Annotated in this window: 8 protein-coding genes and 1 pseudogene; all 9 read left to right on the forward strand. The window is 45.0% G+C overall.

What is annotated here, in order from left to right; all coding sequences use genetic code 11:
• Positions 1 to 565: 565 nt before the first annotated feature.
• Complete coding sequence (locus AB7E14_RS13500) at positions 566 to 739, forward strand: hypothetical protein (RefSeq protein WP_316961992.1); 174 nt, start codon at positions 566 to 568, stop codon at positions 737 to 739.
• Positions 736 to 1,521 carry a hypothetical protein gene (locus AB7E14_RS13505; protein ID WP_316961991.1) on the forward strand — a complete coding sequence of 262 codons (786 nt, stop codon included), beginning with the start codon at positions 736 to 738 and terminating at the stop codon, positions 1,519 to 1,521. The genes AB7E14_RS13500 and AB7E14_RS13505 overlap by 4 nt, the downstream gene beginning before the upstream one ends.
• Positions 1,522 to 1,574: 53 nt before the next feature.
• Entirely contained in the window at positions 1,575 to 1,751 is a 177-nt protein-coding gene (locus tag AB7E14_RS13510) for a hypothetical protein (RefSeq protein ID WP_316961990.1), read from the forward strand.
• Positions 1,752 to 1,816: 65 nt separating this feature from the next.
• Positions 1,817 to 2,413 carry a tail assembly protein gene (locus AB7E14_RS13515; protein ID WP_316961989.1) on the forward strand — a complete coding sequence of 199 codons (597 nt, stop codon included), beginning with the start codon at positions 1,817 to 1,819 and terminating at the stop codon, positions 2,411 to 2,413.
• A gap of 2 nt (positions 2,414 to 2,415) precedes the next feature.
• On the forward strand, positions 2,416 to 2,898 hold the full coding sequence (locus AB7E14_RS13520; protein WP_316961988.1) for a DNA-binding protein: 483 nt from the start codon (positions 2,416 to 2,418) through the stop codon (positions 2,896 to 2,898).
• 681 nt (positions 2,899 to 3,579) lie between these two features.
• Positions 3,580 to 4,278, forward strand: a complete 699-nt coding sequence (locus AB7E14_RS13525) for a hypothetical protein (RefSeq protein ID WP_316961987.1) — start codon at positions 3,580 to 3,582, stop codon at positions 4,276 to 4,278.
• Positions 4,279 to 4,287: 9 nt separating this feature from the next.
• On the forward strand, positions 4,288 to 5,895 hold the full coding sequence (locus AB7E14_RS13530) for a hypothetical protein (RefSeq protein WP_316961986.1): 1,608 nt from the start codon (positions 4,288 to 4,290) through the stop codon (positions 5,893 to 5,895).
• A 486-nt stretch (positions 5,896 to 6,381) separates the two neighbouring features.
• Positions 6,382 to 6,713, forward strand: a pseudogene (locus AB7E14_RS13535) (IS3 family transposase); the annotation flags it as partial.
• A 442-nt stretch (positions 6,714 to 7,155) separates the two neighbouring features.
• A partial coding sequence (locus AB7E14_RS13540; RefSeq protein WP_428169597.1) for a S6 family peptidase occupies positions 7,156 to 10,990 on the forward strand: 3,835 nt, incomplete at its 3' end.

Here is a 10,990-nt window from a genome sequence, read left to right on the forward strand (position 1 = left end):
GAATAAATTCGCCGAGGGGATGGAAAGCGCCATGCGGGAGTTTAATCACGAGTACCGCAAGGAGAGAAAGACCCGAGGCGTGGTGACGAACGTCGAACTTTCAGAGAGTGCGGAGGACTGGCTGCCGCAGGCGCACCCGTTAGCTGAGGAAAAAAGATGAATGTTTAGCTAAATATGGCAAAAGGTGTTCATAGTGTTCATTGATTAAAGTAATTTCAATAAATTCAATGCGATACCCTATGAACACCCTGAGCAAAGGTGTTCATAGGGTATTCATAGTGTTCATAACTCATTTTAACTTTGTGATTATTTAATAAACAAAAATATGAACACCATGAACACTTAAAACCCCTGTATGTAGACTGGTGTTCATAGGTTAATTTCATGTTTTATAAGTGATTTATCCTTTTTATGAACACCATGTATACCTTGAGGGCAAATTCTTTAAAACGCATCCATTCATTTCACGTTGTGCATCCCCTCAATTTCATTACCATTATTTCATTAATTGCAATGATTGTTGTGATTGTTGCGTTTTTTGTCATGTGATAACCAAGGGGGAAGCATGAAAAAGGAACACGTGAAACCCGTTCTTCTGAGCGCTGCTCAGGTTGCGGCATTAAAAGCCATTCAGGAGCAGGAACGCCAGAAATCCGGGTTTGGTATCGCACCATCAATCCATGATGTTGCGCGGAAAATATTTGATGTTGGGCTGTCCAGAATGAAGGTAAGCCAGTGAGTTACGAAATCAAAATTGGTAAACACAGCATTATGCTGAATAACTACGTGGGGAGCGTTACCGCGCCTAATACGCAAATTGGCGTCCTGTTCAAGGGAATGTCTGATGCCTTTGTTGGTTTACGCACCGTGGCACAACAGGCAGAGGCCGAAGCAGATTTGATGGATGCCATTCGTAACGATCCTGACCTGAACGAACAGGCAAAGAACAGACGTACAAGCGAAGCCAGAAACCCGGATACGCTCAGAAGATTTTCACGTGGTATCGCGGCAGTAAATGAGCAGGCCGGGAATATCCTTGATTATCTGCAAAATAAACTGGCTCCGGTAAAACCACTGGCGGCTGAAGATATTCAGGGATTCCTGCGCGACAGTGAAATGCGTCAGGCATTCGCCAGGCTGGATCGCCTCAGTCGCGAAAAAATGTTGGTGTCTATGCACGGTGGAAAGCATTCAGAGCTTGGTGATGCTCTGCTGCGCGGTCATCCAATTTGCTCCGGTATGGACACTGAACAGCTTAAGCGGCTGGCGTTCTCCAGAATATCGGCAGATAACGCCCCCGTTATTAATGCGGTTGACGAGCTGGTAAGTGCGGTCAAAAAAGATTCGCTTCAACTGACAGCAATCCGCACCTGGTATGCGAACCTGATTTTCGGCTCCAGTGACGATCCTGCCGATGTTTTACCGCGCATGACTACTCTTGATGCTCTGGCCGATTATGTGGGTAGCATGAAGAAAATCAGCCTGCGTCAGGGCAAAGAAGATGAACAGCAGGCCGCCTGAATGGGCGGCTTTTTTACCTCTGATAGTCAATTTTGAAATGAGGCTAAATATCAATGACAAAAGTTATGGCGGCGATGCTGGAGGAACTGGAGCGCCTTTGCATTCAGTACCCGGATACACTCACTGCGATAGAAATAAACGTGAAGGGAGATGATGGAGAGATCCTCCACGGCTTCAATATTCCATCCGAAATGCTCACAGAGAAGGGCTGCAATCATGCTACACACTAATTGCCGGTGCGTGATGTGCAGAACGAAACACCCCAAAGTAACTGATCCACAGGAGAGTTAATTAGATGGCAAGATTAACCACAATTCGGCTGTATGGCGTCCTGGGGGCGAAGTTTGGACGCGTGCATAAACTCGCGGTGCAAACCTCAGCGGAGGCGGTGAAAGCCTTATGCATTAACTTTGATGGGCTGGAGCAATATCTATATGACGCCAAAAAGAACGGCATGGTTTTCGCCGTGTTCCGTGGAAAACGCAACATTGGTGTCCAGGATTTCAAAGAGCTGGGAGGCGACAGTGATATTCGCATCGCGTCGGTTATGGAGGGGGCGAAAAAAGCGGGTTTGTTCCAGACCATACTCGGAGCCGTTTTGGTGGTGGTCGGGGTCGTTGGGATGACGATTGGCCAGGCATGGGGCGGGGCAACATGGGGGCCGTATGCACTTAATGCTGGCATCGGTATGATGGCCGGCGGCATCTACCAGATGCTTTCGCCCCAGCCAAAAGGATTACAGGGTCGAGACGACCCTGACAATAAACCCTCGTATGCCTTCGGTGGCTCGGTGAATACACTTGCGATGGGGAACCCGGTCGCGCTTCTCTATGGTGAACGCGAAATTGGCGGCGCCATCATCAGTGCCGGCATAGTCGCAGAGGATATTTGACCATGCTGCTAAGCAAAAGCGCCTACGCGCGGCATATGGGCGTCAGCCGGCAGACAGTTTATGGCTGGATAGCCCGAGGCGAAATTGTTCTGTCTGGCGATAAAGTGGATGTCGATGCATCGCATAACAGACAAAACGCTGGTGGTGCCGGGCACCGGATTGAAATGACTTGGGCGCAGGCCGCTGCGTGGGTATGGCGTCATGACGGAGGGCAAGGTCAGCACTGTGATGGTGAGCAACGGATTATGGCCGCTGCCAGTGAGCTGGGCTTCGATGCAGAATATGAACCTGATGAACAACTCCTGATACTGTACCGGCTGCAAGAGGAAACCCACAGCTTCTGTGGCAAAGATCACATGGCTGGTGGCCTGCGTTTCCTCCGTTCCGAGCTGGCCTATGTGGCCGCAATGCACCCCGACACCCAGGATGACTGGAGCGAAACAGGATTAAGGGCGCTCTGCCTGCTGGACGGCGAAAAACTGTAAACCCCCCAGCCCCTCAAACTTGACACTTTTTCACGAGAAACTGGGAAAAGTGTCAACCCAACCTAACGGATCCTGACGCCTACGAACAGCAGCTACAGCAGAAGTGTAAAGGGCTGGCGTTGAGATTTGTTGAGTCTAGGCTGTTAACTTTTGTTAATCCTGATGCGGAGCAGGGCAGGTGCCAGCCTGTTATGGTTTGTTATGCCTCACCAAAAAAGTGTCAGCCGCTGCCGCTTCAGAAAACTTCAGGTACAGGAACTCGTGAAGGGGAGGTGTTAAGCACTCCCCCAATGCAACCATCCTCGAGCCTCTTTCAGATCGCTGTTCTGGTTTGCCCGGACGCTAGCGTTCAGATTGAGTTGTCAAAAGTTGTCACCCACTGGCAGCGCCAGTGGGGATTTTTGGCAGAACGCGCTCTAAGTTACAGTTGCTTCATTCTGTAATGAATAACTTATATATAGTTTTAAGGAGGTATCTTTCTAATAGTGATTTAGATCACGCTATTTACCGCAATGATAATGTAGTGGTAAGTTCTTGCTTAAAGTTTAGACTATGAAAAAGTTTCACTTTCTGTTCTTGTATTGTATTATCTTAAAATCTAATTAGTAGTTGTAATGACGTTGTTGACTTTTTAATTTTATTTTGGGTGATGAGGCAGTTAAATTGGAGGTTAAATGATTTATGGATATTCAAGAGTATTTTACTAAGTTAAATGCAGAATCCCAAACCGTCTTCGAACAGTCTATTTATCAAAAAGAAACTTTAGGCAAACTTCACCATTTGTCTTCGTGCATATACGAGATGTCAAATGTCTTGAGAGACCCTCAAGAAAAAAGAATTTTAGAAACAGTTAGCGCTCAACTAGAATCATCAAACTATAGTTTAATTGTGGGTTTATATAGACAAGCATTTTCATCACTAAGACTAGCACTTGAAATGGGGTTGGGAGCTATTTATTTTTCTGCCAGTAAATTAGAAATGCATGAGTGGCTTGATGGACGAAGGGATATAAAATGGTCAAGGATAATTGATGAAGATAATGGCGTGTATTCCAAAAGATTTATTATGGCATTTTTCCCAGATTTAGTAGATGATGCTGGCGAATATCGAGCTAATGCAATTGGCGTTTATAGAAAACTTTCAGAATATGTTCATGGCAACAACGAGACATGGATAAATGGAAGTATCAAAATCATGTATAAAAATGAGCTATTCGAACAATATTGTCAGTATTACAAGCGTGTAACCGAATCTGTATTGTTCGCAGCTACGTGTAGATACGCGAAAACTTTTGATGATAATGAGCGCGAATCTATGCAATTTTTGCCAGAAGAATTTAATCATATAGAAAAAATTAGAGAATTATTCGGTATATCATAGGAATGAATTATGAGTGAATTTTATCTACGTACAGAAAGCATTAAACAGTCAGATATTCTGTCCTTGTCAGTTGTAAATTCAACTGACAGAGGCATTCTTGAAGCTCTGAAATCTAATGAACCTTGTCTTCTTGAGGGCTCAAGGGGTACTGGTAAGTCATTCCTTATGAGGGTTGCGGAATTAGAGTTAGAAGAAGGGGATAAGGCATGCGTAACAGTATTTGTTCCCTTCAACATGAGTTCTTTGATAACTACCGATGATAACCTTCAGTTTTATCATTGGATGATGGCTAAGACATTAAAATACTTACTTAATAAGCTTAGAAAAATGGGGATGGTTGTTTCAGGCTTGACTTCTAATTTGCTCAGTAATGATCATAATGACACAGAAGAAAGCGTTGAAACCAGTTTGAAAGAAATCGTAAGACTTTTCGAAGATTCTTATAAAGGAAAGATTGCTGTTGATATATCATCACTACCTGATATTGAAGATGTCAAAGAGGCAATACAAATAATTTGTGAAGAGAATAATCTAGATAGAGTTGTTTTCTTTTTTGATGAGGCGGCGCATGTATTTAGACCTGAGCAGCAACGTCAATTCTTTAGTTTATTCAAAGATCTTCGTTCACCATATATTACATGTAATGCGGCTATTTATCCTGGAGTTACTCACTTTGGTGATTCTTTTGAACCAATTCATGATTGTGTATTCAAAAAACTAGAAAGAAATATTTTAGAATCAGATTATCTTCAATATTTCAAAGATATTGTATTTAAGCAATCAGATGAGTCGCTAAAGAAAGAGATAGACAATCAAAGAGATCTTTTCAACACCTTAGCTCTTGCTTCAGGCGGTAATCCTCGAATGTTGTTGAGAACGTTGCAAGATCTATCAAAATTAAATGCTAGTGGAGTTAACGCCATAATAAAGTCCTTTTATCGAAATCAAATTTGGACAGAACATACTGATTTGGGTGAAAAGTACAAGGGGCATCGTGAAGTTATAGATTGGGGTAGAGATTTCTTGGAGAACTCTGTTATACCTCGAGTAGAAGATTATAATAAGATTCGAAGAGATAAGGGTACAGATGAATCTACAATTTATTTTTGGATACATAAAGATGCGCCAGAGCCAGTTAAAGAATCTTTAAGGCTTTTAACTTATACTGGGATTATTAGAAAGATCGATAGTGCGGTTAGAGCCACCAGATCTGAGCTTGGTACAAGATATGAAATAAAATATGGGTGCATGTTATCTTTAGAAAGTAACCCACATTCTGACTCAAAAGAATTTTATAAAAATTTGTCTGTTAAAAAATTCCCTGAGTTTGGTAAGAACCATTCAAGCTATGCCGGAAGTGAAAAACTTCTTAATAAGCATGAACTTCAATATGAAGAGTCCTTAAGATCTCTCCTGAAGAAACCAATTAATGTATTGGTAGCACTCACAAAATGGCAAAAAGAAAGATTACAGTCTGTTGGCATCAATACAATTGAAGATCTTCATAGTAATACTGAAGAAAGCCTAATTGAAAAAATATATGGAGTAGGCCCTTCGAGAGCTCGGACTATGAAAAATGCTGCGACTGCAGAACTTCTTGAATATATTTCAGGTTGATATCCTGATGTTGGAGAATGTATTCTGCGAAGTGTATTATTTTTATGCAGTTAACTGAATTTTTTTGACTATAGCACCATAACTTCACCTCCATTCGGTGGAGTTGTGGTGTATTTTAAAGCTAAGATTCTAGCGTTCTTGACACAAAATCATCGGATTTATCATCGAAACACTGCGATCTATTGAGTAGATAAAATATTTTGGGGGTACTTGTGGGGGTATCTTGAAAAATGAAATAGAAATAAATTATTATAAATCAATGGCTTGTTGTGTTTTGTATTGTTCCTATTATCGCACCATTTCAAACGCTTCCCAGGTCTACAGAAATCAATTAAAGCCCATCTACTGCGGTTTATAGCCCGATCTTATCTCTTGTTATCAACGGGACTCAACCGGAATCAAGTCACAGCCGGGGGCATTCTGTGTTCGGTCCAGGGAGGAGCCCCCGTTGAAGCTTCATACGCGACAGGGCTGCTATATCCAGAGATAAATACGCCTCTGATGACCGTATGGCGACGTAATCCTCAAAACAGGTGCTGGTTCATTCTGATCAAGGTCGTCATACACAAGCTATGAGTGACAGTCGTTTCCGAAATCACACGGACTAAAGGGCAGTAGTAGTATGAGCCGTCGTGGTAACTTTCACGACAACGCCGTTGCAGAAATTTTTTCCCGTTATTGAAGCGTGAACGGATAAATAAATAGTTCTACGGAACGCGTGAAGAAGCCCGCAGTGATATTTTTGATTACATCGAAATATTTATAACAATAAACGTCGGTATGGTTCTGGCGATCGGATGCCACCGGCTGAATGTTAAAATCAATATTATCAACGGCTCTGAAGTGTCTGGATTATCCGTGGCGATTCACGCATCAAAATAATTTCGATATAAGCAGCCTCTTACGCAAGGTCAATAAGGAAAAACTGATTTGTTGATTGGTGTAATTCTATTGATGCTAATATTTGATGTTTATGATTTTTTGGGGTGGCAGTAAAATATCACAAAATGATAATTAAATGAATTTTTTGATAAATCGACATGAATATGCATAATTTTATGATATAAAAGTTAACACCAGATCAGGAAAATGATGTTTTCAAAAAGTGAAGTGTCGGGACTTTATTGATTGGCGGAGGTGTTAATTTAAAATAATTATACTTTATTTTCTTTTGTCATGTTTAACATATCCTTTTTTATTAGCTGAATATAAATTAGTTTAATTGTTGATGTTATCTATGAGGGTCGTGGAGAGTTTGCTGTGAACAAAATATATTCACTTAAATATTGCCCTGTTACGCAAGGGCTCATTGCTGTATCTGAGCTGGCCAGTCGGGTGGTTAAACGAACAAGCCGGAAATTAAAGCAAATATCACTTATTAGCGTCTCTGTGACTTGTTTATCTTTTCCGATGATGTCACAGGCTGGTATTGTTCGAGACGATATTTCTTATCAGTTATTTCGCGACTTTGCAGAGAATAAAGGACTCTTTGTTCCCGGTGCTACTGATATCCCCGTCTATGATAAAAATGGTCAGCTTGTAGGTCGTCTGGATAAAGCACCAATGGCGGATTTCAGTAGCGTAAGTACCAGTGGGGTGGCCACACTGATTTCTCCACAGTATCTGGCCAGTGTGAAACATAACAGTGGTTATCAAAGTGTCAGTTTCGGTGATGGGAAAAATACTTATACGATAGTCGATCGTAATGATCACCCCTCTACTGATTTCCATGCACCACGCCTGAACAAACTGGTCACTGAAGTTGCCCCTGTCAGCGTTACAGCTGAAGGTACCAAAGTTAATGCCTATAAAAATACTGAACGATATACGGAGTTTTATCGTGTGGGGAGTGGAGCGCAATATACAAAAGACAGGGATGGAAAATTAACCAGGATTGCAGGCGGATATGCTTTTAAAACAGGAGGAACAATTGGTACTCCCCTCATTTCAAACGGAACCATTGTTACCAACCCCGGCCAGACTTTCAATCCGGTTAATGGGATCATACCAAGTTATGGCGTTCCCGGAGACAGTGGTTCACCGCTTTTTGCTTACGACTCATTGCAAAAAAAATGGGTCATGGTTGGTGTTTTAAGATCCTATGCTGGCCTTACTGGAGCAACAAGTTGGTGGAACGTTATTCCGACCGATTATCTGAATAAGGTTATGGAAGAGGATTTCGATACCCCTGTCGCTGCTGTCTCTGGTAAAGAACCTCTTGCCTGGCATTTTGACCAGAATACCGGTACAGGCACATTGTCTCAGGGGACAACAACCTGGGATATGCACGGTCAGAAAGGAAAAGACCTCAATTCGGGCAAAAATCTGGTGTTCAGTGGACAGAACGGCGCAATTCTCCTGAAAGACAGCGTAACGCAGGGGGCCGGCTATCTGGAATTTAAAGACAGTTACACAGTGTCTGCTGACGTCGGAAAAACATGGACAGGTGCAGGTATTATTACAGACAAGGGGACCAATGTGACCTGGAAGGTCAACGGCGTTGCCGGTGACAACCTGCATAAACTTGGTGAAGGGACGCTGACCGTAAGCGGTATCGGGGTTAATCCCGGCGGGCTTAAAACCGGGGACGGGACTGTTATTCTGGCTCGAAAGCCTGATGCCGCAGGAAATGTCCAGGCTTTCAGCTCAGTCAATCTTGCCAGTGGACGTCCGACCGTTGTGCTTGCGGATTCACGACAGGTTAACCCGGATAATATCTCCTGGGGTTATCGGGGAGGGGTGCTTGACCTGAACGGTAACGATATCACTTTCACTCGTCTGCGGGTGTCTGATTATGGTGCGGTCATTGCAAACAAGGCCGCGAATAAATCCCACCTGTCACTGAATTTGTCTACAGCAAATAATGAAGAAGTCAGCGTCCCGATTGGTACTGTTAATCCGTTTGGCGGAAAAGGTACACCCGGAAGCTTATACAGCCGTAATCTGAATGGACAGACATCCTACTATATTCTTAAATCCGCCACCTATGGTAATACCCTGTGGGGGAACAGCCTGAATGACCCGAAACAATGGGAATTTGTCGGTACTGATAAAAACAAAGCCATTCAGACAGTAAAAGACCGGGTTCTGGCTGAACGGGCAAAACAGCCCGTTATCTATCATGGCCAGTTGACCGGGAATATGGATGTTACTATCCCGCAATTGCCGGGTGAACGTAAGGTGGTGATGGATGGTTCCGTAAATCTGCCTGGCGGAAACCTGAGTAAAGAAGGGGGGAGCCTGATTTTCCAGGGACATCCGGTTATCCATGCTTCTGTCAATGGCAGTGCCCCTGTTTCCCTGACCCAGAAAGACTGGGAAACCCGTCAGTTCACACTGAAAACGCTGTCGCTGAAGAATGCTGACTTCCATCTTTCACGTAATGCTGTCCTGAACGGTGACATACAGTCGGACAACAGCCATATCACGCTGGGAAGTAATAAGGTCATTATTGATAAAAATGACAGTACCGGTAATTACGTCAATCCGGAGGAAGGTACATCTTCTCCGGTGGAAAGCCAGTATCAGGGCAATATCACGCTGCAGAAAGGCTCCACGCTGGACATTAACAACCGCTTCACCGGCGGGATTGAGGCTCATGACAGTCAGGTAAACGTCACCTCATCTGAGGCCGTGCTGCAGGACAGCGGTGTCTTCGTGAACTCTGCTCTCTCTGTTCGTGACGGCGGTCATCTGAAAGCACAGAAAGGGCTCTACAGTGACGGCCGGGTTCAGATTGGGAAGAATGGTACGCTTTCCCTGAGCGGAACGCCGGTTACCGGCTCAGACGGTCAGTTCACGCCGATGTTGTCTATGACAGAAGGATACGATTTGACCGGCAACAATGCCACTCTGGACATCCGCAACTGGGCACATGTTTCCGGGGACATTCATGCAACCAGCCCGTCTACTGTCCGTATTGGAACGGATGCGCCCGGGACGCTGTCTTCCTCCGTTTCGTCCGCACTGGCTGAAGGAATGTTTGGTGGATATAACGCGGCATACTACGGTGCCATCACCGGCGGTAAGGGAAACGTCAGCATGAACAGTGGCCTGTGGCAGCTGACCGGAGACTCCACCGTCAACAACCTGACGGCCCGTAACAGCCGGGTACAGTCTGAAGAAAAGGGCGCCTTCCGCACCCTGACGGTAAACTCGCTTGATGCCACGGGCAGTGACTTTGTCCTGCGTACTGACCTGAAAAATGCCGATAAAATCAGCGTGACGGGGAAAGCCAGCGGTTCAGACAACACCCTGAATGTCAGCTTTATGAAGAACCCGGCTCCGGGGCAGTCCCTGAACATCCCGCTGGTCAGCGCCCCGGCCGGCACGGCAGGGGATGTCTTTAAGGCCGGTACCCGGGTCACGGGGTTCAGCCGGGTGACACCGACGCTGCATGTCGACACCACCGGTGGCAGTACGAAGTGGATTCTGGATGGTTTCAGAGCAGAGGCTGACAAAGCCGCTGCAGCGAAGGCGGACAGTTTCATGAATGCTGGCTACAAAAACTTCATGACGGAAGTGAACAATCTGAATAAACGTATGGGGGAACTGCGTGACACGAAAGGCGATGCCGGAGCCTGGGTCCGTATCATGAACGGCGCCGGTTCAGCAGACGGCGGGTACAGTGATAACTACACCCACGTTCAGGTCGGTTTTGACAAAAAACATGCGCTGGACGGTATGGACCTGTTCACCGGTGTCACGATGACCTATACCGACAGCAGCGCAGACAGTGATGCGTTCAGCGGGAAGACAAAATCCGTGGGCGGCGGTCTGTATGCTTCAGCGCTGTTTAATTCCGGTGCCTATATCGATTTGATTGGTAAATATATTCACCATGACAATGATTACACAGGCAACTTTGCCGGTCTGGGGACGAAGCACTACGGTACGCACTCCTGGTATGCCGGTGCAGAAACGGGTTACCGTTATCACCTGACGGAGGACACCTTTATTGAGCCACAGGCCGAACTGGTTTATGGCGCAGTTTCAGGAAAAACGTTCCGCTGGAAAGAGGGAAATATGGACCTGAGCATGAAGAACAAGGACTTCAGTCCCCTGGTCGGCCGGACAGGTGTGGAGCTGGGCAAAA

The organism is Citrobacter sp. (assembly GCF_050252275.1).
In the GTDB taxonomy this organism is placed as follows: domain Bacteria; phylum Pseudomonadota; class Gammaproteobacteria; order Enterobacterales; family Enterobacteriaceae; genus Citrobacter_A; species Citrobacter_A amalonaticus.